Origin of the sequence: Methylobacter arcticus (assembly GCF_050917435.1) — a bacterium.
Lineage (GTDB): Bacteria > Pseudomonadota > Gammaproteobacteria > Methylococcales > Methylomonadaceae > Methylobacter_A > Methylobacter_A titanis.
Genome location: NZ_CP159583.1, coordinates 2,389,864 through 2,414,842, shown reverse-complemented (window position 1 = coordinate 2,414,842; position 24,979 = coordinate 2,389,864). Strand labels below are relative to the sequence as shown.

At 50.8% G+C, this 24,979-nt stretch carries 25 protein-coding genes; 8 read left to right on the top strand and 17 right to left on the bottom strand.

Annotated features, from left to right (window positions below; translation table 11 throughout):
- Positions 1-164: 164 nt before the first annotated feature.
- Positions 165-1,220, bottom strand: coding sequence for an IS701 family transposase (locus ABXJ76_RS11470; protein WP_432740624.1), 1,056 nt, complete (start codon positions 1,218-1,220; stop codon positions 165-167).
- A gap of 291 nt (positions 1,221-1,511) precedes the next feature.
- On the opposite strand from ABXJ76_RS11470, the gene ABXJ76_RS11465 reads away from it, so the two are divergent.
- Positions 1,512-2,126 carry a recombinase family protein gene (locus ABXJ76_RS11465; RefSeq protein ID WP_432740623.1) on the top strand — a complete coding sequence of 205 codons (615 nt, stop codon included), beginning with the start codon at positions 1,512-1,514 and terminating at the stop codon, positions 2,124-2,126.
- A gap of 21 nt (positions 2,127-2,147) precedes the next feature.
- Here the strand turns inward: ABXJ76_RS11465 and metE are convergent, their stop codons facing one another.
- Positions 2,148-4,415, bottom strand: a complete 2,268-nt coding sequence (gene metE / locus ABXJ76_RS11460) for a 5-methyltetrahydropteroyltriglutamate--homocysteine S-methyltransferase (RefSeq protein ID WP_432740622.1) — start codon at positions 4,413-4,415, stop codon at positions 2,148-2,150.
- A gap of 105 nt (positions 4,416-4,520) precedes the next feature.
- On the opposite strand from metE, the gene ABXJ76_RS11455 reads away from it, so the two are divergent.
- Positions 4,521-5,402, top strand: a complete 882-nt coding sequence (locus ABXJ76_RS11455; protein WP_432740621.1) for a LysR family transcriptional regulator — start codon at positions 4,521-4,523, stop codon at positions 5,400-5,402.
- A gap of 64 nt (positions 5,403-5,466) precedes the next feature.
- On the opposite strand, the gene ABXJ76_RS11450 is transcribed toward ABXJ76_RS11455, so the two are convergent.
- Positions 5,467-5,877 (bottom strand): ribonucleotide-diphosphate reductase subunit beta, encoded by a 411-nt coding sequence (locus tag ABXJ76_RS11450; protein ID WP_432740620.1) that lies wholly within the window; start codon positions 5,875-5,877, stop codon positions 5,467-5,469.
- Positions 5,878-6,426: 549 nt separating this feature from the next.
- Here ABXJ76_RS11450 and ltrA point away from each other — a divergent pair.
- The 5 genes from ltrA to ABXJ76_RS11425 all read left to right on the top strand — a co-directional run bounded on the left by ltrA (position 6,427) and on the right by ABXJ76_RS11425 (position 11,297).
- Positions 6,427-7,767, top strand: a complete 1,341-nt coding sequence (ltrA, locus tag ABXJ76_RS11445; protein WP_432740619.1) for a group II intron reverse transcriptase/maturase — start codon at positions 6,427-6,429, stop codon at positions 7,765-7,767.
- 174 nt (positions 7,768-7,941) lie between these two features.
- Positions 7,942-8,997 carry an IS701 family transposase gene (locus tag ABXJ76_RS11440; protein WP_432740618.1) on the top strand — a complete coding sequence of 352 codons (1,056 nt, stop codon included), beginning with the start codon at positions 7,942-7,944 and terminating at the stop codon, positions 8,995-8,997.
- 56 nt (positions 8,998-9,053) lie between these two features.
- Entirely contained in the window at positions 9,054-9,428 is a 375-nt protein-coding gene (locus tag ABXJ76_RS11435; protein ID WP_432740617.1) for a DUF938 domain-containing protein, read from the top strand.
- Positions 9,429-9,535: 107 nt separating this feature from the next.
- Positions 9,536-10,270 (top strand): SDR family NAD(P)-dependent oxidoreductase, encoded by a 735-nt coding sequence (locus tag ABXJ76_RS11430; RefSeq protein ID WP_432740616.1) that lies wholly within the window; start codon positions 9,536-9,538, stop codon positions 10,268-10,270.
- A 28-nt stretch (positions 10,271-10,298) separates the two neighbouring features.
- Complete coding sequence (locus ABXJ76_RS11425; RefSeq protein WP_432740615.1) at positions 10,299-11,297, top strand: L,D-transpeptidase family protein; 999 nt, start codon at positions 10,299-10,301, stop codon at positions 11,295-11,297.
- Positions 11,298-11,532: 235 nt separating this feature from the next.
- Here the strand turns inward: ABXJ76_RS11425 and ABXJ76_RS11420 are convergent, their stop codons facing one another.
- The 11 genes from ABXJ76_RS11420 to hemP all read right to left on the bottom strand — a co-directional run bounded on the left by ABXJ76_RS11420 (position 11,533) and on the right by hemP (position 20,008).
- Entirely contained in the window at positions 11,533-12,456 is a 924-nt protein-coding gene (locus ABXJ76_RS11420) for a zinc metalloprotease HtpX (RefSeq protein ID WP_432740614.1), read from the bottom strand.
- Positions 12,456-12,953, bottom strand: a complete 498-nt coding sequence (locus tag ABXJ76_RS11415) for an MlaC/ttg2D family ABC transporter substrate-binding protein (RefSeq protein ID WP_432740613.1) — start codon at positions 12,951-12,953, stop codon at positions 12,456-12,458. Before ABXJ76_RS11415 ends, ABXJ76_RS11420 begins: the two co-directional genes overlap by 1 nt.
- Positions 12,954-13,386: 433 nt before the next feature.
- The gene (locus ABXJ76_RS11410; RefSeq protein ID WP_432740612.1) at positions 13,387-14,043 is read right to left on the bottom strand and encodes a PepSY-associated TM helix domain-containing protein; all 657 of its coding nucleotides are present in this window, start codon (positions 14,041-14,043) and stop codon (positions 13,387-13,389) included.
- 21 nt (positions 14,044-14,064) lie between these two features.
- Positions 14,065-14,736: a Fe2+-dependent dioxygenase gene (locus ABXJ76_RS11405; protein ID WP_432740611.1), complete on the bottom strand. Its 672-nt coding sequence runs from the start codon at positions 14,734-14,736 to the stop codon at positions 14,065-14,067.
- Positions 14,737-14,781: 45 nt separating this feature from the next.
- Positions 14,782-16,920 carry a TonB-dependent receptor gene (locus ABXJ76_RS11400; RefSeq protein ID WP_432740610.1) on the bottom strand — a complete coding sequence of 713 codons (2,139 nt, stop codon included), beginning with the start codon at positions 16,918-16,920 and terminating at the stop codon, positions 14,782-14,784.
- 132 nt (positions 16,921-17,052) lie between these two features.
- Positions 17,053-17,322, bottom strand: coding sequence for a hypothetical protein (locus ABXJ76_RS11395; protein ID WP_432740609.1), 270 nt, complete (start codon positions 17,320-17,322; stop codon positions 17,053-17,055).
- A gap of 127 nt (positions 17,323-17,449) precedes the next feature.
- Positions 17,450-17,878: an ExbD/TolR family protein gene (locus ABXJ76_RS11390; protein ID WP_432740608.1), complete on the bottom strand. Its 429-nt coding sequence runs from the start codon at positions 17,876-17,878 to the stop codon at positions 17,450-17,452.
- Positions 17,875-18,654, bottom strand: coding sequence for a MotA/TolQ/ExbB proton channel family protein (locus ABXJ76_RS11385; protein WP_432740607.1), 780 nt, complete (start codon positions 18,652-18,654; stop codon positions 17,875-17,877). Before ABXJ76_RS11385 ends, ABXJ76_RS11390 begins: the two co-directional genes overlap by 4 nt.
- A 7-nt stretch (positions 18,655-18,661) precedes the next feature.
- Positions 18,662-19,480 carry a TonB family protein gene (locus tag ABXJ76_RS11380; protein WP_432740606.1) on the bottom strand — a complete coding sequence of 273 codons (819 nt, stop codon included), beginning with the start codon at positions 19,478-19,480 and terminating at the stop codon, positions 18,662-18,664.
- The gene (locus tag ABXJ76_RS11375; RefSeq protein ID WP_432740605.1) at positions 19,446-19,691 is read right to left on the bottom strand and encodes a hypothetical protein; all 246 of its coding nucleotides are present in this window, start codon (positions 19,689-19,691) and stop codon (positions 19,446-19,448) included. The genes ABXJ76_RS11380 and ABXJ76_RS11375 overlap by 35 nt, the downstream gene beginning before the upstream one ends.
- A 131-nt stretch (positions 19,692-19,822) precedes the next feature.
- The gene (gene hemP, locus ABXJ76_RS11370) at positions 19,823-20,008 is read right to left on the bottom strand and encodes a hemin uptake protein HemP (protein ID WP_432740603.1); all 186 of its coding nucleotides are present in this window, start codon (positions 20,006-20,008) and stop codon (positions 19,823-19,825) included.
- 90 nt (positions 20,009-20,098) lie between these two features.
- Between hemP and ABXJ76_RS11365 the strand changes: the two genes are divergently transcribed.
- Positions 20,099-20,272: a hypothetical protein gene (locus tag ABXJ76_RS11365; protein WP_432740602.1), complete on the top strand. Its 174-nt coding sequence runs from the start codon at positions 20,099-20,101 to the stop codon at positions 20,270-20,272.
- A 154-nt stretch (positions 20,273-20,426) separates the two neighbouring features.
- On the opposite strand, the gene ABXJ76_RS11360 is transcribed toward ABXJ76_RS11365, so the two are convergent.
- The 3 genes from ABXJ76_RS11360 to ABXJ76_RS11350 form a co-directional block, all read right to left on the bottom strand.
- A complete protein-coding gene (locus ABXJ76_RS11360; protein ID WP_432740601.1) occupies positions 20,427-21,779 on the bottom strand; it encodes an efflux transporter outer membrane subunit in 1,353 nt (450 codons plus the stop codon).
- Between the two features lie 64 nt (positions 21,780-21,843).
- On the bottom strand, positions 21,844-23,790 hold the full coding sequence (locus tag ABXJ76_RS11355; protein WP_432740600.1) for a MacB family efflux pump subunit: 1,947 nt from the start codon (positions 23,788-23,790) through the stop codon (positions 21,844-21,846).
- Complete coding sequence (locus ABXJ76_RS11350; protein ID WP_432740598.1) at positions 23,787-24,929, bottom strand: efflux RND transporter periplasmic adaptor subunit; 1,143 nt, start codon at positions 24,927-24,929, stop codon at positions 23,787-23,789. Before ABXJ76_RS11350 ends, ABXJ76_RS11355 begins: the two co-directional genes overlap by 4 nt.
- Positions 24,930-24,979 lie beyond the last annotated feature (50 nt).

Sequence of the window (24,979 nt, the reverse complement as noted above, 5' to 3'; positions counted from 1 at the left end):
GTGTTTTGTGAAGTCAATTTTCTCTAATTGAAGCACGGCTTCATTTATCTGGCAATGTTAAAAATCAAGTTATTGTAATTTAATAGAAAAATGCTTGGTAATTGCTGGCACGACAGTTGCTGTTATTGAAGTGATAACTAACTATCAGGAGTTAATAACTGATGTTACGCAGCCAGTAATTTTTGCAACTCTTCATAAGCTATCTGGTTCGCTTTGATAAACAGCTTAGTTCTTAGCGCAAAATGATTGGCCTTGTGTTTTATCTTCAGACATTCCAGCTTGAACACCGCATAGATCGACATGAAGACAGGGTTGTTCTGGGTAGTGACCGTACGGGTTGGTGACTTTGCCAACCCCGCATTGGATTTTAATGACTTGTGGAACTCCTCAACTTTCCACCGTTTTTGGTAGATCGTGGCGGCTTGTTCGCCATTGCACGCTAAATCACTGCATACCAGATTCAATAGGCCGATGCTGCCGTCTTTGTTTGTAAAGACCCGACGGACGAAAAGCACCTCATGAGGAAAACCTTTCATCCAACCGCGCACCGCCTGCTGATCCGCCAATTCCAGCTGACTGATCCGTACAAAACGGCCTTCTTTCTTGTCGTCTTCTGTTAAAGCCACCAAGCGGTTATCCTTTAGGGCGCTGATGAAGTGCTTGTCTTTTTTCAGGATGAACGCAAAGTTTTCCTTGCTGGCAAACCAACTGTCTGTCAACACATAGCGGAACTTGATGGCATTCGCCACACTGGTCGCTATCATCTCCCGCATCAGCTCATTTTTGGTGAACTCACTGGCCCGCTTGACCTTGCGGGTCTTCACATCACTGAACTGGTAAGGCTTGCGCACCACTTCAAAGGCGACGGGAATTGAAACTTCCCCGCTATAGTATAGGGCGTTCAGCAAGTTGATACCTTTGACCGAACGCCCTTTGCAGTGATCAAAGTGCCAGCACATGATTTCGTTCTCATCCGTCCAGGCCTTCTCCTGAATGGTATCGTCAAATATCAGGCAACCATCTTCCTGTTCTATCTGGCGTACTGTCGCTTTAACTTGCCCCCACAGGTCTTTGGAGGTAAATGCTTTCGATGCCAGAAAACGCGTCATCTGGTCATGGCTTATATCCCCTTCCATCATTGCCGACAATCCGGTCGCCGTCGCAAACCCGTTATTGCAGATCAGGTAGTCTGTGTATAATTCTAGTTTTATTTTTTCCATCCCGAAATAATACGCTTTTTGAAGGGTGGGTGCGTAACATCAGTTAATAACAGCGAGGTCAGATTCGTTGAAGGTATAGTACTGAATGACTAAATCATCATTCGGCAAGGCAATTAGGTTATCGCGCTCTGTTGCGGAAAGAATAGATCGGCGTGCCATAGAAGATTGTCACTTAATTAAAAAATAGGAATATAATAGTACGTAGTCTATATTACGGGTTAAATGACACAAAATGGCCATTTTAAAAACAGTAATCCTTATGTCACGTAAACGTTCGTTTAGGTGACACCAATGTTGATTGGTTACATGCGCGTTTCCAAGTCCGATGGTTCGCAGGTTTTGGATTTGCAACGTGATTCCTTATTGCAAGCTGATGTTTTACCCGAACACCTTTATGAAGATTTTGCATCCGGCAAAAGCGACGAGCGACAAGGATTAGTGGCTTGTCTCAAAGCTTTACGTAAAGGCGATACCCTTATTGTCTGGAAACTAGATCGTCTCGGTCGTAATCTTCGTCACTTGGTCAATACTGTGCATGATTTATCCAGTAGAGGGATCAGTTTCAAAGTGCTAACTGGGCAAGGGGCGCAAATCGATACCACCACCTCCCAAGGCAAATTAGTGTTTGGCATTTTTGCCGCTCTCGCTGAATTTGAGCGTGATTTGATTTCTGAGCGTACCAAAGCGGGTTTAGCTTCCGCCCGTGCCCGTGGCAGAAAAGGAGGTGCACCGTTTAAAATGACCCCACCTAAATTGCGGCTGGCAATGGCCTCTATGGGCAAACCAGAAACCAACATTGGCGATTTATGTAAGGAACTTGGCATCACACGCCAAACTCTCTACCGTCATGTCGCCCCCGACGGATCGTTGCGAGAGGACGGAGAGAGGTTACTGAAAAACACTTAACCTTGTTTATGGATTTTGAAGTTACCCTGCTGCCAATCTCAAAACCTTGGCCGCTTCGGTCATATTGGCCAATGAAATTCTAACATCCTGCCATTGCCGGGTTTTCAGTCCACAATCTGGGTTGACCCATAACTGGTCAGGTTCGATTCTTTCCCCAGCCTTTTTTAGCAACACAATCATATCGTCAGTGGTTGGCACATTCGGGCTGTGGATGTCGTAGACGCCGGGTCCTATTTCATTCGGGTAATTAAAGTCGATGAAGGCATCCAACAGTTCCATATTGGAACGGGAGGTTTCAATGGTAATCACATCAGCATCCATGTCGGCAATAGATGTAATAATGTCATTGAACTCCGAATAGCACATGTGCGTATGAATTTGCGTGCTGTCTTTTACGCCGCTGGAACAAATCCGGAAAGCCCGCACCGCCCAATCCAGATAGTCGTGCCAGCGCGATTGACGCGGCGGCAAGCCTTCCCTGAAAGCGGCTTCATCGATTTGAATTATCGGGATACCGGCACGTTCCAAATCGGTCACTTCGTCTCGCAACGCTAATGCCAATTGATACGCCGTGGTTGAGCGCGGCTGATCATCCCGGACGAATGACCAGTTCAATATGGTAACGGGGCCAGTTAACATGCCTTTCATCGGTTTGTCGGTCAGCGACTGGGCATATTGGCTCCAGCGGACGGTCATCGGTTTAGATCGGCTGACATCGCCATAGATGATCGGCGGCTTGACGCAACGGGAACCGTAAGATTGCACCCAGCCATTGACGGTGAATAAAAAACCGTCCAGTTGTTCACCGAAATATTCCACCATGTCATTGCGTTCTCCTTCGCCATGCACCAACACGTCCAGCCCTAGCTTTTCCTGTTCCCTGACGCAGAACTCAATCGTTTGTTCCATTTGCCGAACATAGTCGGCCTCACTGATCAAGCCACGTTTGAAGTCAGCGCGTGCTTTGCGGATTTCCGGCGTTTGCGGGAACGAGCCGATCGTAGTGGTCGGATAACTGGGCAGATTGAGTTTGGCCTGTTGCTGTTCCCGTCGTACCGGGAAGGGATTGAGGCGCTGAGTCAACGAGTTGTCGATCTTCGCGAGTTGCGCTTGAACCGCCGGATTATGAATCAAACCGGACTCCCGGCGCGAACGGATAGCGGTCGCCGAAGCGGACAATTCCGGTTCAGCGGCTTCCGGTTCTTCTATGGCCAAGCGCAAGATTTCCAACTCGGTGAGTTTTTGTTTGGCGAACGCCAGCCAGGGTTTAATGGCTGGATCTAAAGCGGTTTCGGGCTCCAGATCAATAGGTACATGCAGTAGAGAACAGGATGGTGCCAGCCAAAGCTCGCCTTTAAAACGTTCCCGCACGGTTGCCACGGTTGCCAGCGCGGCGTTTAAATCGGTACGCCAGATATTACGGCCATCAATCAGCCCCAATGACAGCACTTTATAATTGGCGAAGTTATCCAAAACCGCCGTCAATTGTTCCGGTGCTCTCACTAAGTCGATATGCAGCCCGGCAACAGGTAGCTTGCAAGTCAATGAGGTATGTTCCCCCAGTTCGCCGAAATAAGTGGCAAGAAGGATTTTAACCGGGCAACTTTGCAGCCGATTATAGACAAGTTCAAACGCATTTCGCCAAACGTTAGGCAAATCCAATACCAGAATCGGTTCGTCGATTTGCACCCATTCCACACCTTGGTAGGCCAAGCGTTGTAGGATGTTGCCATAAACCGGCAGTAAACGCTCTAATAAATCTAGTTTATTAAAATCGCTGGTCGTTTTTGCCAGCCATAGCCAAGTCAAAGGCCCCAGTAAAACTGGTTTCGGTTGATAACCTAGCGCTTGCAGTTCGCGCGTCTCATCAAACAATTTGCTGCTGGATAGTGAAAATTGCTGATTTGAGTCCACTTCCGGCACCAGATAATGGTAATTGGTATCAAACCATTTGGTCATTTCACAAGCCCGGAAGGGAACGCCATCGCTTGCCTGCCCACGAGCCATTCTGAAATAGGTATCCAGGTCGCGGGATGATCCGAATCGTTCCGGAATAACGCCGAGCATGACACTGGTATCCAGGACATGATCGTAGTAAGAAAAATCCCCGACCGGAATAAAATCCAGTCCACTGTTAGCTTGCAGTTGCCAATGACGCTGCCGAAGTTCGATAGCAGTCGCGTGCAAGGCGGCGTGATCGATGTCGCCACGCCAATAGCGTTCCAGCGCAAATTTTAGTTCGCGATTTTCGCCTAAGCGAGGAAATCCCAGGTTATGAATTTTAGTCATCAATACTGCTCCACAATGTGATTACAAACAAACAGCATTGTAGGGCTTGTGTAATATGATTAATATTGATAGTTTCTCACTATTTCATGAGAATAATTCATCAATATGGAACTGATCCATTTTCGCATTCTATTGGCGCTTAAACGACGCGGCACCTTGAATGCCGCTTCAGAGTCACTGCATTTAACGCAATCGGCCTTATCGCATCAGATAAAAAACCTGGAACAGCGCTTAGGCATTATTCTTTGGCGTAAACAAGGACGCACCTTAGTGCTGACCCAGGCTGGGCAATATCTTTCAGAGGTGGCCGAATCGGTGATTGCTACCGTGGATTCCGCCGAGCAACACCTGACCTTGCTGGCGGCCGGCAAAACCGGCAAATTGATTATCGGCATCGATTGCCATGCCTGCTATGAATGGTTTCGCACGATTCTGCAGCCATATCTGCAAGCTTGGCCGGAGTTGGCTATTGAAGTCACATCGCGTTACCGATTTAATTCATTTGAAGCCATTCAGCAATACAAGCTGGATGCGGTGTTGACTTCAGACCCCGTGTTTAACGGTGTACTGCATTACCAGCCGTTGTTTGATTTTGAATTGGTGTTAATCGTTGCCAAACAACACCGGCTGGCCGGGCGTCAATTTATTGAGCCGTCCGAGTTACAACAAGAGACCATTTTGACTTACCCGGTCGAACGCGAGCGCCTGGATATGTTCAGGAAAGTCCTGCAACCCGTCGGGGTTGAACCGCTCGCCCATATCACCGTGGAAGAAACCGACATCATGCTGCAACTGGCAGCCAGCCAACGCGGCGTCTGCCTGTTGCCGGAATGGCTACTGGCCGATAAAGTCAAAAATCCGGATGTGGTCAGTTTACGATTTAAAGACCTGCCATTGACTAAGACCATGTACTTGGCCACCCGTCATGAAGATGTGCAGCTGGAATATATTCAATGGTTGATTGCTCATGCCCAATGCAAGGGCTGATTGTGCAATAACCTCTAGGATTTATCACCACAGGCTGCATCCTTGTGACCTGTGGTGAAATGGCTTAATCCCAGCTGAGTGCGCCCCCCGTTTGATACTCTGTTACCCGCGATTCAAAAAAGTTTTTCTCTTTCTTAAGATCCATCATCTCGCTCATCCATGGGAAAGGATTGCTAGCGCCCGGATATAACACATCCAGGCCTATTTGCTGGCAACGGCGGTTGGCAATAAAGCGCAGATATTCCTTGAACATCCCGGCATTCAGGCCTAATACGCCGCGCGGTAGGGTGTCTTCGGCATAACGGTATTCGAGTTCCACGGCGTGTTGCATCAGCGCCTTGATTTCACCGCGGAATTCGCTGGTCCACAACTGTGGATTTTCCAATTTGATGGTATTTATGAGATTGACGCCGAAATTGCAATGCAGCGACTCGTCGCGCAAGATGTATTGATACTGTTCCGCCGAGCCTTGCATTTTGTTCTGCCGCCCTAGCGCTAAAAGGGGTTCTAAGCCCGTTGCGGCCTGGCAAGGCTGCATAAACTAGCGGGTGTGAATCCCGCCCAGGTAATCGCTAGCCACGAGCCTGGTATCGAGCCTTGCAGGCATATCGGTAACGATGTGCTTGATGCGTAGGCACGAAAGGAAGCGAGGCGCAAAGGTAACAGGTGAAGCTGACCCTGAAGGATAAAGTCCCGAAATAACCGCATTGGATAAGGCCGATAGTTTGGTTAAGCTAGCAGGCAACAGTTGTTATAGCGCTTAGGCAAGCTATGGCAAACATCCCGGGATCTTAGTCCGTATCGAGCTTTACATTAAGTTTATGCAGTAACCAGGGAGATCCTGTGGTCGGCGCACAAGCGCACCTCTAGCCAAGCCTAAACAGCGAGAAAGGAGGCAGAGGCCATCGGAAGTCGGAGACGCCTATAGTAGCGATGAAGTCTGGTAATTCGGATGGAGCCAAGGGGCGTCGGTTTGAGATAACGGGTAATGGATACATGACCCGACACCGAGCGGACTATGTTCATGACAACACAACTTACTCGTTTCACACAATGGGCACGTGAAAATCCACAGCGAAAATACAACTCGCTGTCAGGGATGCTGTTTGATCCCGCTGGATTAAATGAGAGCTTCGAGCGCCAAGCAACAAACAAGGCGCCTGGAGTTGATGGGGTGCGCAAGGCAGACTATGGCGGCGATGGATTGCCGGCACGACTGGATGACCTGTCGGCCAGAGTACGTCGTTTAGGGTATCGACCAAAGCCGGTGAGGCGAGTGTTTATACCAAAGTCGAACGGCGGTCGCCGCGCATTAGGAATCCCAAGCTTTGAAGATAGAATCGTGCAAGATCGGACCAGTCTGATTTTGCAGGCGATCTGGGAACCCGAGTTTAGAGAATGCTCGTATGGATTCCGTCCGGGGCGCAACGCGCATCAAGCGCTGAAACGCTTAACGGAAATCATTACGGTAGAACGCACGCAGTGGATTGTAGAGGCCGACATCAAGGGATTCTTTGATAACGTCAACCATGACCACTTGAAGCGTTTCCTCGCACATCGAATTTCGGATACGAGACTGCTACGGATCATCGATCGATTTCTCAAGGCGGGGGTGCTGGAAGATGGCGTATTTAACGCCAGTGAGCAAGGCACGCCGCAAGGCGGATTGGTTTCGCCCGTGCTTGCCAATATTTACCTGCACTATGTATTGGATATGTGGTTTGAAAAACGCTATGCGAAGACATGTCACGGTACTGCACGGTTGGTGAGGTATGCGGATGATTTTGTCGCCTGCTTTCAATGGGAAGATGATGCCAAACGATTCTTGCAAGAATTAAAGATTCGATTGGCGCAATTTGACCTTGAGGCAGAACCAAGTAAAACGGCTATTTATCGGTTTGGAAACTTGGCGCAAGCGCGTTGCAAACAGGATGGTCATCGTCGCCCACAAACCTTCAATTTCCTAGGCTTCACGCACTATGTGGGGAAAAGCCGCAAAGGCAACTTTGTGGTGGGGCACAAGACTCAGCGTGAGCGTATTCAGAAGAAACTTAAAGAATTGAATATTCGCTTAGCTGATTTGAGGGGGCAAGGCGGCAAAGCTATGATGGAATATGCGCGTCGCCATCTACAAGGCCATATCCAGTATTATGGGGTAAGTGGGAATACCAGGAGTCTACGGCAGTATCGCCAGCAAGTAGAGCGGCTCCTGTTTAAATGGCTAAATCGTCGGAGCCAATGCCGCAGTTGTACTTGGCAGAAGTTTGCCGAGGCGATGAAGCACTTTATTCCACGAACTCGTATTGTTCACAATCTCTACCCGTCACCATGGTGGATGACTCAAACTGGGAGCCGGATGGTGTAACTCTCCAAGTCCGGTTCTACGAGGGCGGTAGCGCGTATCAGGAAGCTGAGATCGCTGCCGCTACTCTCCAAAACCGCGTAATTTTCCCATTTCTTGTTAAATCAATGGGTTAGTTATGCTTTCTATTAACTAACTGATGTTACGCACCCCCCTCAAAAAGCGTATTATTTCGGGATGGAAAAAATAAAACTAGAATTATACACAGACTACCTGATCTGCAATAACGGGTTTGCGACGGCGACCGGATTGTCGGCAATGATGGAAGGGGATATAAGCCATGACCAGATGACGCGTTTTCTGGCATCGAAAGCATTTACCTCCAAAGACCTGTGGGGGCAAGTTAAAGCGACAGTACGCCAGATAGAACAGGAAGATGATTGCCTGATATTTGACGATACCATTCAGGAGAAGGCCTGGACGGATGAGAACGAAATCATGTGCTGGCACTTTGATCACTGCAAAGGGCGTTCGGTCAAAGGTATCAACTTGCTGAACGCCCTATACTATAGCGGGGAAGTTTCAATTCCCGTCGCCTTTGAAGTGGTGCGCAAGCCTTACCAGTTCAGTGATGTGAAGACCCGCAAGGTCAAGCGGGCCAGTGAGTTCACCAAAAATGAGCTGATGCGGGAGATGATAGCGACCAGTGTGGCGAATGCCATCAAGTTCCGCTATGTGTTGACAGACAGTTGGTTTGCCAGCAAGGAAAACTTTGAGTTCATCCTGAAAAAAGACAAGCACTTCATCAGCGCCCTAAAGGATAACCGCTTGGTGGCTTTAACAGAAGACGACAAGAAAGAAGGCCGTTTTGTACGGATCAGTCAGCTGGAATTGGCGGATCAGCAGGCGGTGCGCGGTTGGATGAAAGGTTTTCCTCATGAGGTGCTTTTCGTCCGTCGGGTCTTTACAAACAAAGACGGCAGCATCGGCCTATTGAATCTGGTATGCAGTGATTTAGCGTGCAATGGCGAACAAGCCGCCACGATCTACCAAAAACGGTGGAAAGTTGAGGAGTTCCACAAGTCATTAAAATCCAATGCGGGGTTGGCAAAGTCACCAACCCGTACGGTCACTACCCAGAACAACCCTGTCTTCATGTCGATCTATGCGATGTTCAAGCTGGAATGTCTGAAGATAAAACACAAGGCCAATCATTTTGCGCTAAGAACTAAGCTGTTTATCAAAGCGAACCAGATAGCTTATGAAGAGTTGCAAAAATTACTGGCTGCGTAACATCAGATATTAAGAAACTGTCCGCAGATCATAAGAACGATAATATTGCCGATCCTGTGCATCTGGATCTGACCGATCCTGAGACCTGGTTTAATCCGGGCAATGAAGATTCCTTTGCAGCTATATTCTGCATTAACATTTTTCAGGTAGCGCCTATTTCAATTGCCGACGGCATGATGAAATGCGCTTCGTATTTACTGGATAACGATGGTTTTTTGCTGATTTACGGTCCGTTCCAGGTGGAAGGCACGTTTACTACCGATTCCAATAAAGAGTTTCATCAGACATTGAGTTCTGCCGGGGTTTCGGAATGGGGCTTAAAAGATGTCGCCGATCTGAAAAAGGCTGCGGAAAAGTATGGATTGGTATTGAAAGAGCAAATCAGTATGCCGGCCAATAATTTTTCGCTGATATTTCGCAGAAAGGATTAAATTAAGGTAAAAGGTGATGGAAGAAGGGAAAAAAGCTTGCATTGATGTTTAAGATTTTTTTTAGCCTTTAGCCTTTTCTCAATGAGGGTCAATTTAGGGAGTGAATCATGGAACAAAAATGTTCAGCCGTTATCATCGGAGTTGGCCCGGAGCAGGGCTTGGGCGCTACACTCGCGAGCTATTTTGCAGCAAAAGGTTTGCACGTTTATATAGCCGGTCGCAGTGAAGACAAGCTTCAACGGGTAGCCGAAAAAATCAGGCAAAAAGGCGGCTCAGCCACTGCTGTTATCGCCGATGCAACGGTTGAACACGATGTGGCGCATTTATTCAAAATAGCGCAACTCGATGGTTATAGCCTCGATATTGCTGCCTATAATGTAGACAGCAATATTCCAGCGCCTTTATTGGAAACGGATGCGGAAACCTTTACCGTACTTTGGCAACAAAATTGCCTGGGTGCTTTCTTTTTCGGCAAGGAAGCGGTTAAGGCAATGAAAGGCCGGCAACAAGGAACGCTAATTTTTACCGGCGCGACCGCGTCACTAAGAGCAAAGCCGCCGTTTACCGCATTTGCTGCCGCGAAAGCCGGTTTAAGGGCATTGGCGCAAGGCATGGCACGAGAATTTTCGCCGCTAGGCATACATGTGGTTCACGCCGTCATTGACGGCGTGATTGATGGCGAGCGGGCAAAGAATCAGTTCCCCGACTATGTTAAGGCCAAAGGCAAGGATGGCTTGTTACAGCTGGACGCTATCGCCGAAACCTATTGGGCCATGCATAAACAACACCCCAGCGCATGGACTCATGAACTGGATTTGAGACCGTTTAAAGAACTGTTTTAGTAAAAATTATCCTGAGAAAATTATCCTAATGAAAGTGCGCCCATCATTTGCCGTTTCTATTTTATTGTTTGCTATCAGCGGCATTTCTAATGCTACGACCTATACATTGCCGGAGAACAGCAATGACAGTGTCATCACCCAATTCCATGACGAAGTGCCTTTAATGCGGGCGGAACAAAGCGAAACCTTACCTGATGTGGCCAGGCGCTTTCTTCTGGGGCAAACAGAAATAGTGCGGTTGAACCCTGACGTTGACCGCTGGCATGTCAAAAAGGATGAGATTGTTCGTTTATCCAATAGGCGTATCTTGCCGGATACGCCGCATGAAGGCATTACCTTAAATATCGCCGAATACCGGATGTATTATTATCCGCCGACTCAAAAAGGGACTGCGCCACAGGTAATGTCCTATGCGCATGGTATCGGTCGACAAGACTGGAAAACACCTCTGGGTAAAACCAGCATAGTGCGCAAAGTTAAAGATCCGTCATGGCATCCGCCGGAATCAATCAGGCGCGAACATGCGGCAAATGGCGATCCGTTGCCTGCTGTGGTTCCACCGGGTCCCCATAATCCTCTGGGAGCCTACAAGATGCATCTGGCCGTTCCCGGCGGTTATCTGATACACGGCACCGATATAGATAAGATTTACGGTATAGGGATGCAGATAACCCACGGTTGCGTACGCATGTACCCTGAAGACATTGAAGCCTTGTACCATTCGGTTCCGGTAGGAACATCAGTCTATATGGTCAAACAAGCCATCAAGGTTGGATGGCTGGACAATACCCTCTACATAGAAGCGCACCCTGATTTGGAGGGTGAGGAAACAACACTGGAGCAGAAACTGGATGTAGCGTTGAAGCTTATCCAAAAAGCCAATATCGCCAGGGATGGTGTATATGCCGCAAACCAGTCGGAAACTGGCGCGGCGCAGAACATGCCGGAGTTTGACCGGGAAGCATTAAAGCAAGCGCTTACCGTTCTGGACGGAAATCCAGTGGCGCTTTATCAAAGATTGCTATAGAAAGTTGATGGTATCGTCGCGTCGCCGACCAGGCAGTACTAAACAAAGGCATTCATGGCATTTAAGGCTGAAATAATGGTGCGACGGAAATTCTCCCGTTAAGAAAAAGCTTGTATTATCGGACTGCCTCATCCTGTTTGGCTCAGGGGGCGGTAGTCTATTGGTCAATCTTAGGACGGGTGGATTGTAATGGGATGGTACGCTGAATGCCCTGGCATCAAAAATCGACTCAATGTCAGGGTGATTTTCTGACTGATTTTTGATAGTGAATCGGTACAGCAAATCGATCATGGTTTGAATATGTCAGAGTTTGATTCGGTAGTTTTTTAAAACGTAAAAGTCGATCTATTCTTTCTTTGATGTCTGGATGCGTTCTGAGGATTGATGGAATCGATGAGCTATGGCCGCGGCCGAATAGTACGTCTAAAATTGAGGTCTCATAAGTGTCCAATTTATTTAACGCCATGACCAGACCTTCTGGATCGCCCGTTAATAAAACGGCTTGATGGTCAGCATCAAACTCCCTCATTCGAGATAATGAAAGTTGCAGAAAACTCATCAAGGTTGGCGCCATAATGAGTGCGCCTAATGCAAACCAGGAAATAGTTACCAACCCTAAAAAATACAACGGTAAGTTTATAAAAAACAAAAAAAAACCGGTTAAAGATAAGGTGTTGGTGATGCGGTTAATAATGTCGGCATAAGTCATCACGCGTACATCATTGTGCTGGATATGACTGATTTCATGTGCCAGTACCGCAATAAGTTCACGTATACTCAGGGTATTTAACAGCGCATCGCTCAGACCGATGGCCGAATTTTCTGAGGTGCCTACAGAGAAAGCGTTCATCAGTTGACTGGGCAAGTAATAAAGCGCGGGTGGCGCGGGTAAGTCAGCGCGGGCGGCCAGTTCCCGTGTTATCTGATAAAGATCGGGGGCATTATTTGCCGATAGCAATTTGCCCTCATACATAGAAAAAATCAAAGATGGCGGTATGTTCGGGCTAATAGCCAGTATTAAGACGCCTAAAAACGTCGCCCATAAAATGCCTTCAACCCCTGCTAAAATAAAACCGACTAAGGAAAAAATGGCGCCCATGCACAGAAACAGCGCTAGGGTATACAGGAAGTTTTTTAGCTTGCGACTGAATACTATCATTAGGAACTTTTACCGGATAGCGCTTCGGTATTACGTTTCGCCAGGTCATCAATGACGATGCTTAACGAGCCTTTTCTTTGAATATCATCGTTAAAGGTTGTGCGGTAATTGGTCACCAGACTGACACCGTCAATCATAATGTCGTAGACTTTCCATTCGCCACTATTCAGTAGCATTCGGTAATTGACCTCAACAGCTTGGCGACCGGGTTGCAGAACGTCGGTTCTGACCATGATTCTTGTGGCTGCGTTGGGCACTTGAATGGGTCGAAAACGCATTGACCAATCGGTATATTCGACAAACGCTCTGGAATAGGTTCTGACCAACAGGATTTCAAATTCATCTTTAAAGCGTTCCTGTTCATGGGGTGTTGCTGTTTTCCAGTGTCTTCCCAGCACTAACTGGGCAACTTGATTGAAATCGATATGCGGGTCAATAACGCCATTAACGAACCGTACAACTTGTGCAAAATCCCTGGTAAAGGATTTGTCTTTCATTTTTTGCTGTAATTGTGAGGAAACATTTTGTATGACTTGCTGAGGAGGAAGCAAATCTTTTGCTATTGCTTTAGTAGAAAATAGTAAACCGAGGAATATGGCAAAAAATACACCTGTTATTACTTGTCGATCAGTTAGATTTCTCATAATTATCCGGTTACTAACATAGTAAGTATGGCCTTTGATTATTTTTTTAAAAAGTGTAATCGCATCTTTCAATTCAGGGGTAATGAATGGGGAGCCTGATTTTTTATAAGCAGTTATTCATATCAGTGAACCCATGATTTTTGCTATTGAACCATTCTGGACTGCAATTTCAATAGCGCACTATGATGCTTATAATTCAAATGAAACGTCAAGCTGTGTCGATTGCGTATTGACAATACGCTGCTTACGGAACTAGGCGACCTATAATCGCGAGTCGCAATGTTATTTATAGCGAGCTCAATACAACAAATACTGCCAGTCCCAGCGAAGCCAGCCCCAACCCTGCCATAAGCAGACGCGATCCGTGCAGCTTGGTCCATAACAACAGGCCGGTCAGGGAAAGAAATACCAAGCCGCCTGCCAATGTATCTGCCAGCAGTACCCAGGCTGTTCCCATGCCGACACCCATATGCAAGCGGGTGATGAAGGCGAAGACGTTTGCGTCCTGACGCTTTATCGAAACATAAGCATTACCTACCCAGTATTCGGCGTTAACAGACTGTTGCGGACTGTGAAAATCCACCCGCCACTGGCTGGGTTGCTGGAGGTTTTGACCCGACCAGATTACGGCTTTTGCCGGTTCAGTAGAAATCTTACTCGGTTCCCGGTCGATGCGTAACTGTGCTCGCAGCCATTTCGCCAAAGCTTTGGCATCCACTGGAAGCGGCTCGGGTAAGGCAATTTCAATGTGCGACCGTTCCATTTTTGCCGCAGGAATTTTCATCACCATACGGTGATTGAGCAAAATTCCGCTCACGCCGAACAACAGCCCCAATGCAGCTCCCCAAAGCCCGACCCAGGCATGGGTACGGCGCAGCCATTTGAGCCATTGAAACCGTTTAGGTTTCCGGTGCAATATTTCCGGGTTTTGTACATCGGTCATTATGATGATTTCCGTTTGGTGTTAGATGTCCGTCCACATGCGCAGCAGGTTATGATAAGTGGCGACCAGCGGGACAATCTCGGGGCTTTCCGGGGCGCGGGCACGCAGGCTTTGAATGCCGGCATCAAGCTGGAACAACAGGCTGCGCTGGGCGACATCGCGAATCATGCTCTGTACCCAGAATACGGCAACATCGCGGTGGCCGCCGGTGATAGGCTCAACCCGATGCAAGCTGCTGGATGGATATAGCACCAGACTCCCGGCAGGCAGTTTAATGGCCTGCACGCCGTAAGTGTCTTCGATGACCAATTCCCCGCCTTCATAGTCTTCAGGCTCGGACAAAAACAGCGTTCCCGATACGTCGGTGCGAAAGGTCGTCGCACCGACGCGGATCGCATTGTCGACATGGATGCCGAAATCCATGCCGGCAACATAGCGATTGAACAGCGGCGGGCAGACTACCTTCGGCAACGCGGCGGAAACAAACAGCGGATTGCAATGCAGCGCATCATGAACGAGGGCTGTCAGCGCTTGCGTTTCCGCCGCATTGGCGGCCAGTTGCAGGTTGTGTTTCACCTTCGCGGCCAGCTCGCCCGCAGTGACCCGGCCATCGACGAATTGCGCCTTGGCGAAGAGTTCGCGCGCATTAGCGAGTTCTTCGGTAGTCAAAATATTTTCAATGGCGAGTAGCATGCATAGCCTCTATCGGTGATGTGGTTGCGGTCGGGTGCTGAAGATTTAATATTTCAGCCGTAAGGTAAGCTGCCCCGACAGCGGTACTCCTGGCAGGGCCGTGTTGGTTTGTCCGGACTCGTAATAGACCTTGTCCAGCAGGTTGAAGGCATTGGCCTGTATATCGAAGTGCTTATGGTGATAAGCCACGGTCGCATCGAGACGCGCATAGCCGGGCAAAGCCACTTCATTGACCGCATCAGTAAAACGCGAGCCGGACATGAATACCCCGCCGCCGACTTCCCATTCGGGAGTTATGTTGTAACTGGTCCAGACCACGCCGCTGTTCTCCGGCACATTCACCGAGTTCTTGCCTTCGAGCGATTTGGATAGACCGCTGACCGAACCTGTTGCGCTGTTATTCGATTTAACTACTTCGGCATCGAGATAAGCGTAAGTTGCCGAAAGGCTCCAGTCAGGCAGTAAATCTCCAGACAGCCCTAATTCAAAACCGTCGGTGCGCTGCTCGCCGGCCAGGATATTCCGGGTCGGGTCGGTGGGATCGGTGGTCCGCGCATTGGTTTTTTCCAGGCGAAATAGCGCACCGGTCGCACTAAGCCGTCCGTCAAAAAGATCTATTTTCGCACCGACTTCCAAATTTTGACTCTGCTCAGGTTTAAGGTTGACGGTATTGCTGGCGAGAGAAAAAGCTTCAGCCGAAGGATTGAACGACGTGCCGTAGCTGAAATAGTATGCCTGCCAATCTTTCGGCTGCCAAACCAGTCCGGCACGCGGGTTCCACTGGTGATCGGTGCGTTCAAAATTATTGGTGTTAACAAGATTGTCATTCTGTTTCGCCTGAAAGACATCATAACGTCCTCCGGCAAGCAGCTTCCACTCGGGCGTAATCTCAAACTGATCGAGCACGTAACCGGCGACGGTATTGGTTTGGGTATTCCTGTCGGTTGCCAGTACGCCGGAAAAATCGTTGGCGCGCCCTAAACCGACGGTTGACGTTCCTATCGGGTTATAGATGGAAACTCGGGTAACGCCAGTCGAATTTTTGGATCGAAAACTATAATCTTCCCAGCCGACTTCCGCGCCAAAAAGCAGGGTGTTGTTAAAGCCGAACAGCGGTTTCTTAAAGGTGAAATCGGTCTGGTTGTAATAATTCTGTTGCGGGCTTTCGCGCAGCGCCTGGGTTCGCGCTATGGTCGTAGCAGACCCGGTACCGGAGGTGGCGCCGAATAGCAACGTGCGGTAGTTGCGGTCGTAATTGCCGTATCGGGCCGTATTCCGTACCGAAAAATCCGAGTTAAAGCGGTGATTGAATATTGCAGTCACTACCGAAGTATCATAGGTTTGCAGCAGGTCGTCCTTGAAACCGTAGAATTGATTGACAGGGACATCGGCAGGCCGCCCACCGATCATCGGCACGCCGTAGTCGAAGACGCTGTCTTCTTCCTGATGCAGCAGCATCAGGGTCAGGTCGGTATCCTTGGTAAAGTCGACTTTGATCGACGGCGCTACTCCCCAGCGGTTGGTGTAATTGTAATCGCGGAAGGAATCGGCATCCTGATAGAGGGCGTTGAGCCGCACGGCCACGTTATCGGTCAGTTTTGTTCCCGCATCCAGCGTGGTGCGCTTGAAATCGTAATTACCGTAAGTAAAATCGGCATTGGCAAATGACTTTCCCATCACTGGCTTTTTGGCAATCGGATTGATGACGCCGCCGGTCGATCCCCGCCCGAACAGTACCGAAGACGCGCCTTTGAGCACTTCGACGCGATCCAGGAAAAACGTGTCGCGAGAGTATTGGCCGTTTTCTTTCGCACCGTCGAGATAGGTATCGGAGTTCGCTGAAAACCCGCGCAAGGTAATCGAGTCGCCGGTGCGTCCGCCTTCGCCGGCAGCGATGGTCAGACCGCTGACATTCTTCAGCGCATCGCGCAGGTTAAAGGCATTTTGCGATTTGACCAACTCCTCTTTCACGACGCTGACGGATTGGGGGATGTCGCGGATAGCTGTTTCAAACTTAAGCCCGGTGCTGGACGTGTCTGCCTTGTAGGCGGGTTCTTTTTCAGCGGCGGCTTTCACCTTAACTTCTGGAAGTACCTGCTTGGCGATCTCAGCGCCCTCGGTATGCGGTGCGTTCAATATTGCGGCAATAGCCAGCATTAGCGGCCGGTTTTTGTGATTTTTCATAAATAGCCTTGCTTGTTATGGTTAGCTTGTTGTTGGCTGGCTGGTCACACAAAAGGCGATGGCTGGCTGTTTTTTATTGGGGGCAAAGATAGCGGTGCGCGGCTACTTTGACTTTATCCTGCGGTTTTTCGGTTATCCGTTAAATTCAAAAAGCTGAATAAAATCGTTAAGCTGATGCTGTATTTTTTGCGAATGCCTTGGGTTGTTGATGTGACGCGTCAGCCATGTTTTTGCATAGGCGGCGTAATTTTCTTGCTTGTTTTGGGCTATATTCAACAGGCTAAGCAAACGATAATACCGGGCAATAAGCAGGGCAATACAAGGATTCTGCAATGTTTGATAGTGCATTTTTAAATCTTCAATAGCCATTAATAAGGTCTCTTGCTGATCTTTTTCAGACATGATGATTCTCCTGATATCTATGTGAAGTCACGTATAAACTCAACACAACGGTTAGTTACAGCAGCCATGATGCGGTTAAGTATTTCGTCTTTATTCATGGCAGCTTCCTGAATTGAAGTGAATGACATTATTCCTGTTGCTTGGGCTCAGTCACAAAGCCGAGTTTTTCAATGCCCGCGATTTGTGCGGCAGACATCACGGCGGCTAGTTGCTGATAATTGGTGTTCTTGTCGGCGCGCAAATGCAATTCGGGTTGAGGTTTTTTTTGTGCGGCTGTTGCCAGTCGCGAGGCAAGTTCCTCCTCTTTAAATGGCGTATCGTTCCAAAACAGTTTGCCTTCGGCATTTATCGACAGGGTGATGGTGTCAGGTTTTTCCGGGCTGGACTCGCTTCCGGCCTGGGGTAAGTCTATTTTGATCGCATGGGTGAGCAGCGGCGCAGTCATGATAAAAATGACCAGCAATACCAACATGACGTCGACCATCGGCGTGGTGTTGATTTCCGCCATCGGCTGGGTATAGTGATTGTCGCCGCCGAAGCCGCCTGAACTCATCATGATAAATCCGCCGCCGTCATGGTAGCTGCCAACGGTACGCCGGTGGTCAGGTAGGTATGCAAATCATGGGCGAAAGTTTCCATCTCGCCCATTAACAGGCGGTTACCCCGCACCAGGGCGTTATAAGCCAGCACCGCGGGGATGGCGACGGCCAGACCGAATGCGGTCATGATCAGCGCCTCGCCGACCGGGCCTGCGATTTTGTCTACGGTAGCCTGGCCGCCGACGGCGATACTGCCTAGGGCATGATAAATTCCCCAGACGGTACCGAACAGGCCGATGAACGGGGCGATACTGCCCACCGACGCCAATAAGGTGAGACCTGTTTCCAGCTGCATGGCTTCCTGGCTGATAACGCGACGTAGCGCTTGGGCAATAAATTCATCGTGCCGCGAGTGCTCCTGCAACGCGGTACTTCCATCATCCTTGGCGGCGGCCGCATCTAAGCGCTTTGCCAAGAGTTGAGCGGTGTAACGCTTATGATGCTCGGCAGCATTAATGCCTTGTGCGGCAAGACGCGCAAACGGATTTTCTGCTTTGTTTAAATTCTCGTCCATGACGGTCGCCATTGATGATGGGCTTGCCGACGAGGCTTGCCAAAAGCGCGTTAAAAAAACCATGTTGCTGCTTTTTAAGCACCGTCCCTGTATGGCTTTTGTGACCATTAACGTCCAGCTTCCGATGGACATGGACAGCAGCATCGCCGCTACGGCGATAGATACCGCTCCGCCTTGGCTGATGAATTTCAGGTTGTCTAAGAGATATTCTGCTTGCATGATGATTTTATCCTTCTTCTATTGAAAATCTGACGGGTACAACGACCGATGCGCTGACCGGTTGCTCGCCGCGTTTGGCCGGAACGAATTGCCATTTCTTGACCGCTTCCAGCGCCGCCTGATCGAGGCGGCTTGAACCGCTGCCGGTTTGCAGCTCTACGGAACCGGCGGTACCGTCTTCCGTCACTTGTACGCGCAGCAACACCAGGCCTTGTTCGCCCAGTCGCCGCGAGACTGCGGGGTAATGCGGTGCCGGGTTATTTAAATAGGCAGCGTTAAAGCTTGGCGACTGGTATGGCTGCGTGTCTGCCGCCGCTTTGTTTGTTCTCTGGGCAGGCTTGTTGTTTGTTGACCGAGTCTCCGGTTCGGCACTAGCTGAGCTTGTCGCCGCTTCAGGGGGCGTTGTTTGTGCGGCGGGCGGCGCGACCGGCATCCTGGTTTTTGTTATGCGCGGCACAACCGGCTTGCTGATCGGTTTTTTGACCGACCTCTTGACCGGCTTTTGTCTCTTTTCTATCGGCGTTACCGGTGCCATCGGCTGTTGCGGCGCAGCTTGCGGCGTTCTCAATAGGCTTACCATGATTGGTTCAGGGATAGGTTCAAGCGGTAAAGACTGCGCTTGCGGCAGCAATGCCGCAAGCGCAGCCATATGCGCGCACAGCACCAGGCTCAGCGCAACCCAAACCCATGGGGGGTTATTACTGCGTGTAACTGCAGCGTGATTAAAATTTCCCGTCATCGATGCAGAACGATTTTCCAGGAAATAGAAGGTGACTGCCTGGAAGCAAATTTTAGTGAACACGGCCAGGCCTAATTTGCGGAGCATCGCCATTTGCCGGTGACGCATTTTGCATCCGGGCAAGCTGCACTTTGGCGCGATTTAACACCGAGCTAAGCAGGTTCAATGATTCATAATCAGTGCGTATCGTTGATGCGCCCAAATTGATCTCTAGGGTCCCGCAACCGGGGCAAAAGACCACGCGACAATCGCCGTTACCGGAAAGACACACTTTCTTGTGACGTTTGTTTGAACTCATTGCGTTCACCCTCCAACTGTTAGATAGCTGCTATGCAGCGTTTAGACGGCACTGGCTGCTCTGGCAGTGCGCGTCGTTGACATTGGCTGGCTATTCAACACCTGAAGGTGTTGAATAGCCGGCTACTTTTTTTACTTGGTCAGAATTAACTTACCCTGACGTGTCAAACGCAATCGGTATTCCTCGCCGGCATGTTCGATGACAATCTCACGCGCCGTACCAAATAGCGTTACGCTGTGTAAACGCGGTGCTATGCCTTGCTTTGCAGAAAGCGCCAGGCCCAGGGGTTCGAGAGTGCCGTTAGATTGTTTGTTCATGGTTACAAATGATAATGATTATCATTTGTAAAGTCAACGCTTGTTGTTTTTGCTGACAACTCAAAATGTCTGCGCACAATCCAAAATGAATTGTGTCTGTTCAATTCGGCCATTGATGCCGCTACGATGTATCGCTTATTGACGTTATTCGGTTTTTATTTCTTGAGCAGCCAGGCGGATAACGACTACGGCAAGCGCGTCGCCGATCAGAGCGACATTCATTTTGAGGATGTAAAACAGAGGGCCGAAAGCTATAAGGAATAGGATAGGGCGGCGTTGCGCCCTTGATGCTAAGAGCAGCAATGCATTTATCGGATAATTTCTAAAGACGGACTCAAGCAAACAATGGGGAAGCACAGGCGATAGTTATTGTCCTATCCGGCCAGATGTTTTTAGCCGGGATCAGATTGCGATGATTTTACGGTTGCTTGCTCGACCAGCCGCCGCCCAAAGCCTGATAGAGCTGCACCATCGCCACCAGGACATCCTGCCGGGCTTGAACCTGGCTGTTCTCGGTATTCAGCAGGCTGCGCTGGGTTGAAAGCAGGGTTTGATAATCGATTGCGCCCAGCCGGTAGCGATCCAGGGACAGCTGATATGCCAGCCGGGCCATGTCTAGCGCATCCGCCAAAGCTTGCAGACGGCGGGCCGAATTACTGCGTATCGCCGCTGCATCCTCCACTTCTTTGAATGCCGTCAAAATCGTTTTCCGATAGGTCTCCACCAATTCGGCGTTGCGGGCCTCTGCATTCTCCAGACCGGCCTCCAGACGCCCGCCCTGAAACAAGGGCTGCGCCAGGCTGGAAGCCATCGCCAACGCCACGCCCGTCGGTTGCGGCGAGGCGAGAACGGCATCCAGATTCAATTGCAGTTTCGGATAAAAGGCGGCCCGCGCCACGCCGATGTCGGCGTTGGCGGCGATCAATTCCATTTCAATCTGCCGGACATCCGGTCTGCGCTCCAGCAGACTGGCCGGTTGCAGGGCGTTAACCGTCGGCAGCAGCATGTCGGAAAAACGCTCGGCATTGAAAGCCACCGTCTGAGGCGGATGACCGAGTAATATTGCCAACGCATTCTCCGCCAAGGTGTACTGCTGGATCGCCAAATCCAGACTGGCGCGCGCCGTTGCCAGCTCGGTCTTCTGCTGCGCCACATCCAACGCCGATACCGCACCGGCCTGATGACGGGCTTCGACAATCGCCAATACATCAGCGACGTTTTCCAAAAACTCGGTCGCAATGCGCTTGCGCTCAGCCAGTGCCAACAGGTTGAAATAAGCCTGGCCGACATTGGACATCACCACCAGCTGTAAGGCATCGCGGGTAAACACCGAGCTGAGCAAGCGCGCCGAACCTGCGTCGCGGCGGGCGCGATTGGCGCCCCACAAATCGACTTCGTAGGCGACTGTAAACTGCCCGGTTCCTTTCTGACTGTCGCCGCCGTTGTTGCGGGTATCGATAAAATCACCCTGTAATCCAATTGACGGCCACAAGCTAGCACCGGCAATCTTGGCCTGCGCTCTGGCCTGTTCGACACGCTGCCGGGCAGCGGCCAGATCGTTGTTGTAAAGCAGCGACTCCGTTATCAGGTGATTGAGTTCCGCGCTGCCGAAAGTACGCCACCACTGCGGATCGACGGCGGATTTTTGCTGTGTCAGGCTGGCGTCATGCCATTGAGCCGGGGTTTCCACGTCCGGGCGCTGGAAATTCGGCACCAGATTGCAGGCCGCCAAAAACAGCAACACTGGAATTATCGATAATTTACTTTTCATCAAGAGTGTATTTCAAAGCAGGGACATGATTGGCCGCAAAGGACACGAAGAGTCGTGATGTTTTTCATTCCGCAGCCAGAGCCACCACCGGATCCAGTCCGGCAGCCTTGCGCGCCGGCAGATAGCCGAACAATAAGCCGGTGCCGAACGCACAGGAAAAAGCTAATATCGCCGGCAGCGGCGAAAAAATCACGGCCATATCGAAATAGCGCAACGCGATTCCCGCCGCAAAACCCAGCAATACGCCTATCAAGCCGCCCAGCGTACAGACCACCGCCGCTTCGGTGTTGAATTGCAGCAGGATGTCGCGGCGGCGTGCGCCAGTGGCCATGCGGATGCCTATTTCTCGGGTCCGTTCGGTTACGCTGACCAGCATGATGTTCATCACGCCGATGCCGCCGACCAGCAAGGAAATCGCCGCGACAATGCCCAGCATCAGAGTAAAGGTATTCTGGGTTTCGGCGGCGGTTGCCAGAATCGAGGCCATGTTGCGTATTCTAAAGTCCTCAACTTGATGGCGGCCGAGCAGCAAATCGGAAATCATCTGCTGGGTGCTGTCGATCTGCTCGACATCGCGCACCTTCACGGTAATACCGCCCAGATAATTCTGCCCGAACAAACGGATCAATCCGGTAGTCAGCGGCACAAATACCGTATCGTCACGGTCGTTGCCCTGGGCATCGGCGCCTTTGGCGGCCATCACCCCGACCACTTCAAACGGAATATTGCCGACCATCACATAGCGTCCCAAAGGATCGCCGCGATCGGGAAACAGAATCTGTCTGACCGTTTGCCCCAGTACGATCACCGGCGCGTAGCGGCGCATATCGCGCTCGTCGAAAAAGTCTCCGTCGGCAACCGCCCATTCGCGAACCGCCGTCATGCCGGGCGCAACACCCTGAACGCTGGTGGCGTAATCGATGTTGCCGTAGCGCACGGTCAGACGCGCATTGCGTTCCGGCGAGACCCATTCGACATTGCCCAGCTCGGCGATGGCATCGGCATCGGCCGGAATCAGGGTCGCGACATCGGAACTGCCGCGCAGGCCGGGTGCGCCGGGACGTATCGACAGGATATTGGTGCCCATGGCCCGCATTTGATTCAGCACTTTTTCCTGGCTGCCTTGTCCCACCGCCAGCATCGTCACTACGGCGGCGACGCCGATGACAATGCCGAGCAGGGTCAGCGCAGTGCGGAACAGATTGGAATGCAACGAACGTATCGCGGTTTTGGCCGCTTCCAACAGTTCTGCCGCCAGTCCGGCTGCACCGATGTCGCGATGTTGCGGCGGCGATAACAGACAGCCGCCGCGATTTTCGCCGTCGTCACTGACGATTTTGCCGTCGCATAGGGTAATAACCCGTTGGGCATGAGCGGCGACTTTTTCGTCGTGGGTAATCAGCAAAATGGTCCGGCCTTCCCGATGCAAGTCGCTAAGCAGCGCCATAACTTCTTTGCCGCTCTGGCTGTCGAGCGCACCGGTCGGTTCATCGGCCAAAATCACCGGCGGATCGTTCATCAAGGCGCGGGCGATCGCGACCCGTTGCTGCTGACCGCCTGACATCTGCATCGGCTTGTGATCGCCGCGATTCGCCAGTCCCAGCCGCTCCAGCAAGTGCATGGCCCGGTTGTGGCGTTCGGCTTTCGACAAGCCGGCATACAGCGCCGGTATTTCGACATTTTCCGCCGCCGAGGCGTTATTGAGCAGGTTATAGCGCTGGAAGACGAAACCGAAAGTCTCGCGGCGCAAGGCCGCCAGCTGGTCGGCATCAAGCCCGGCCACATCCTGATCCAGAATACGATAACTGCCGATATTGGCCTTGTCGAGACAGCCGATCAGATTCATCAAGGTCGACTTGCCGGAACCGGACTGACCGATGATCGCTACGAATTCGCCGGGCCAAATGGTCAGCGAAACATCATTCAGTGCGCGAACTACCGTATCGCCGTTGGGATAGTAGCGCTGGATGTTGTTGAGCGCCAGTAACGGCGTATCGACGGTAATGCTCATAAGTGCGGCCCCCTCGCAGCAGGAGAGCGGCTATCATTCTTTTGCTCCTTATCGCCCGCGCGCGCGATGGCCTGCAATCGTGCGCCGACAGCCAGGCCATCGCGTATTTCCGCAAAGCGTCGGGTTCGGAGGCCGACGTGTATGGTCTTTTCTTCCACGCCCTGTTCGGTGACCTCCTTAACGCGATAAGCCGCACCCTTTTGATTGTCTTCATTGCGCAGCCTCGCTCCCAAGGCGGCAACCGGTATCTGCGGCACCTGTTCGGCCTTGCCTAATACGAAAAACATCTGCGCACTCATGCCGGTCATCAATTGGCGGTCATGATTGTCGACATCGACCAGCACGTTGTACAGCACTACATTGTTGATCACTTCCGGGGTCGGCAATATCTGCCGCACTTTGCCTTGCCAGCGCCGCTGCTCGACGGAGCCCATCGTCGAAAAATACACCGGCAAATCGGGCCGCAAGAGCATCACATCGGCTTCGGCGACCTGAGCGCGCACCGTCATGGTATCGAGTTTGGCCAGTTGCAAAATCATCGGTGTCGATTGGTTGGCGTTCAGCGTCTGGCCTTCGCGGGCTTTTTGGTCGACGACCGTGCTGTCCATCGACGCATAAATTTTGGTATAGCCGAGATTGGTTTTATCGCCGCTCAGCGTCGACTGCACCTGCTCGATTTGGGCCTGAATCGAAGCTGCGGTCGATACGGCTTTCTTAAGGTTAAACTCGGCGTTCTGATAATCCTGCTGACTGACGCCCTTATTTTTCAGCAATTCGCGATTACGGCCATACTGTTGCCGGGAAAATACCACCTGCGCCTGCTGACCGACCAATTGCGCCTGCAAGTTTTTGATATTGGCCTCGTCGGCCTGCACCCGCGCCGCATAAATCCGGGGATCGATCTGCGCCAGCAATTGCCCGGCAGTCACGTTATCGCCGATCTGCACATAAATTTTCTGCAACTGGCCGGTAACCTGAGCGCCGACATCGACGAATTCCTTCGGCTCCAGTTTGCCTTGGGCGGTGACGTTTTCTTCAATGTCTCCCAGCGTTACGTTGACGACATTTTTGTTTGCGTCTTTCGATTGCTCGGGTTGCAGTAAGCCGTAACCGACAATCCCGGCAACAAGCAGAAGCATAAAAAAAATCCACAGGAAACGACTGGGGGCAATGTGTCGATATTTACGAA

Coding starts and splice junctions, on each gene's coding strand:
- ABXJ76_RS11410 (WP_432740612.1), bottom strand. CDS start 14,043: ATGACCGATGTACAAAACCCGGAAATATTGCACCGGAAACCTAAACGG.
- ABXJ76_RS11425 (WP_432740615.1), top strand. CDS start 10,299: ATGAAAGTGCGCCCATCATTTGCCGTTTCTATTTTATTGTTTGCTATC.
- ABXJ76_RS11450 (WP_432740620.1), bottom strand. CDS start 5,877: ATGCAAGGCTCGGCGGAACAGTATCAATACATCTTGCGCGACGAGTCG.
- ABXJ76_RS11440 (WP_432740618.1), top strand. CDS start 7,942: ATGGAAAAAATAAAACTAGAATTATACACAGACTACCTGATCTGCAAT.
- metE (WP_432740622.1), bottom strand. CDS start 4,415: ATGACTAAAATTCATAACCTGGGATTTCCTCGCTTAGGCGAAAATCGC.
- ABXJ76_RS11415 (WP_432740613.1), bottom strand. CDS start 12,953: ATGAAAGACAAATCCTTTACCAGGGATTTTGCACAAGTTGTACGGTTC.
- ABXJ76_RS11400 (WP_432740610.1), bottom strand. CDS start 16,920: ATGAAAAATCACAAAAACCGGCCGCTAATGCTGGCTATTGCCGCAATA.
- ltrA (WP_432740619.1), top strand. CDS start 6,427: ATGACAACACAACTTACTCGTTTCACACAATGGGCACGTGAAAATCCA.
- ABXJ76_RS11385 (WP_432740607.1), bottom strand. CDS start 18,654: ATGCAAGCAGAATATCTCTTAGACAACCTGAAATTCATCAGCCAAGGC.
- ABXJ76_RS11375 (WP_432740605.1), bottom strand. CDS start 19,691: ATGAGTTCAAACAAACGTCACAAGAAAGTGTGTCTTTCCGGTAACGGC.
- ABXJ76_RS11420 (WP_432740614.1), bottom strand. CDS start 12,456: ATGATAGTATTCAGTCGCAAGCTAAAAAACTTCCTGTATACCCTAGCG.
- ABXJ76_RS11395 (WP_432740609.1), bottom strand. CDS start 17,322: ATGTCTGAAAAAGATCAGCAAGAGACCTTATTAATGGCTATTGAAGAT.
- ABXJ76_RS11390 (WP_432740608.1), bottom strand. CDS start 17,878: ATGATGAGTTCAGGCGGCTTCGGCGGCGACAATCACTATACCCAGCCG.
- ABXJ76_RS11355 (WP_432740600.1), bottom strand. CDS start 23,790: ATGAGCATTACCGTCGATACGCCGTTACTGGCGCTCAACAACATCCAG.
- ABXJ76_RS11380 (WP_432740606.1), bottom strand. CDS start 19,480: ATGCTCCGCAAATTAGGCCTGGCCGTGTTCACTAAAATTTGCTTCCAG.
- ABXJ76_RS11465 (WP_432740623.1), top strand. CDS start 1,512: ATGTTGATTGGTTACATGCGCGTTTCCAAGTCCGATGGTTCGCAGGTT.
- ABXJ76_RS11350 (WP_432740598.1), bottom strand. CDS start 24,929: ATGCTTCTGCTTGTTGCCGGGATTGTCGGTTACGGCTTACTGCAACCC.
- ABXJ76_RS11405 (WP_432740611.1), bottom strand. CDS start 14,736: ATGCTACTCGCCATTGAAAATATTTTGACTACCGAAGAACTCGCTAAT.
- ABXJ76_RS11470 (WP_432740624.1), bottom strand. CDS start 1,220: ATGGAAAAAATAAAACTAGAATTATACACAGACTACCTGATCTGCAAT.
- ABXJ76_RS11360 (WP_432740601.1), bottom strand. CDS start 21,779: ATGAAAAGTAAATTATCGATAATTCCAGTGTTGCTGTTTTTGGCGGCC.
- ABXJ76_RS11455 (WP_432740621.1), top strand. CDS start 4,521: ATGGAACTGATCCATTTTCGCATTCTATTGGCGCTTAAACGACGCGGC.
- hemP (WP_432740603.1), bottom strand. CDS start 20,008: ATGAACAAACAATCTAACGGCACTCTCGAACCCCTGGGCCTGGCGCTT.
- ABXJ76_RS11430 (WP_432740616.1), top strand. CDS start 9,536: ATGGAACAAAAATGTTCAGCCGTTATCATCGGAGTTGGCCCGGAGCAG.